We start from the raw sequence: 1,471 nt of genomic DNA, 5'->3' as shown, positions 1-1,471 counted from the left end.
GTTCTTTGTATACATTCGTAAATCAATTACAGAAAAATCAATTATTTGGTCTAAATCCTTAACTAAGGTTGGAGTGAATTCAATGTTTTTTACACAATTCATTATCTCATAAAAACTTTCTTTTAGTACTTGTATATCTGTATCTGAAAGACTGTTTAAAGGTCTGTCTTCATCAAGATTAGCTCTGTAACATATCTCTCTTATTACTATAGGGCTAAGTCCCATAAATGTTTTTATAAAGCTGTTTTTAATTGTAAGATTATTTATTTCGATGTTATCAAATGAATTTTCTTTTAAAGGATTTAGTCTATTTGAAATTAAGTCGGTGTTATAAGTTAAACCTGGCAATATTTCTCTAACAGAAGACATATTGTGATTTACACGTCTAATAGAATCTATAATTCTATTTGTTTCCGTTTCTATAAGTATAATGTTTGAGTACTTTCCCATAATCTCAATTATTAAACTCTTTTTAATTTCAAATGCTAAGTCATCTCTACTTAGCACATCTATTTTTAAAATCCTATCCATCTCATATTGTTTGAAGTCTAAAATTTTAAAGCCTTCAAGATGCTTTCTTAAGAGCATACAAAAGTTAGGCGGAGTTTTAGGATTTTCAAACTCCTCATCGGTAAAATGAATTCTAGGAGCTTGACTAGATACATCTAAAAGTAATTTCTTTTTTTCGCCATTAACTTTCATTTGAAAAATTATTGAGTCTTTTGTTGGTTGATATATTTTTTCTATTTTTGTATTTAAACAGTTGTCTTTTAATTCTTTAGTGATTGCTTTCAAAACAATTCCATCGTAAGCCATATTTCACCTCAAAGTAAATTATACCATATATATAACTATGTAATTTGTTATAATAAAATTATAAATAATTATTTTAACAAAACTATTTATGAGTTGATGGAGGATATTATGATTAGAAGATTTAAAGTTGAAGATGCTAAAGAAGGCTCAGCGCTGATAAAAAGAACTTTATATGAAGTCAATTCTAAGGATTATGAAGATAGATTTTTAGAAGACAGTTCTATACAACTTTCAGAAAATGATTTGATAGAAAGAGCTGAAAAAAATAATTATTACATATGTGAAGAAAATGAAAAGATAGTTGGGATAGGTGGCATAGGTTCATATTGTGGTAAAGAAGATGAGGCTTATATAATGAGTGTTTTTGTTTTACCTGAATATATTGGAAAGGGTATTGGTAGAAACATAGTTGAGACTTTAGAAAAAGATGAATACGCATTAAGGGGCAATAGAATAGAAGTGGCATCATCCATTACAGCCGTTGGATTTTATAAAGAGATGGGATATCGATTTAAAAACAATGATAGTAGACTTAATGAAGTGGAACAAAACTACAGAATGGAAAAATTTTTAAAATAGTATATTTTTGATTTGAATTTGTTAAATTAATTTAACAAATTAATTATAAACTTTTCAAGTATAGTAAAATCCTTAT

General features: G+C 26.9%; 2 protein-coding genes. One reads left to right on the top strand and one right to left on the bottom strand.

The features are described from left to right. A partial coding sequence (locus HMPREF9129_RS08940) for an Rqc2 family fibronectin-binding protein (protein ID WP_004822743.1) occupies positions 1-816 on the bottom strand: 816 nt, incomplete at its 3' end. A gap of 108 nt (positions 817-924) precedes the next feature. Here HMPREF9129_RS08940 and HMPREF9129_RS08935 point away from each other — a divergent pair. Further along, the gene (locus HMPREF9129_RS08935) at positions 925-1,395 is read left to right on the top strand and encodes a GNAT family N-acetyltransferase (protein ID WP_169311347.1); all 471 of its coding nucleotides are present in this window, start codon (positions 925-927) and stop codon (positions 1,393-1,395) included. Positions 1,396-1,471: the final 76 nt, after the last annotated feature.

Source organism: Peptoniphilus indolicus ATCC 29427 (genome assembly GCF_000227315.1).
GTDB classification, from domain to species: domain Bacteria; phylum Bacillota; class Clostridia; order Tissierellales; family Peptoniphilaceae; genus Peptoniphilus; species Peptoniphilus indolicus.
This window is presented reverse-complemented; position numbering and strand designations above follow the sequence as displayed.

Coding starts and splice junctions, on each gene's coding strand:
- HMPREF9129_RS08935 (WP_169311347.1), top strand. CDS start 925: ATGATTAGAAGATTTAAAGTTGAAGATGCTAAAGAAGGCTCAGCGCTG.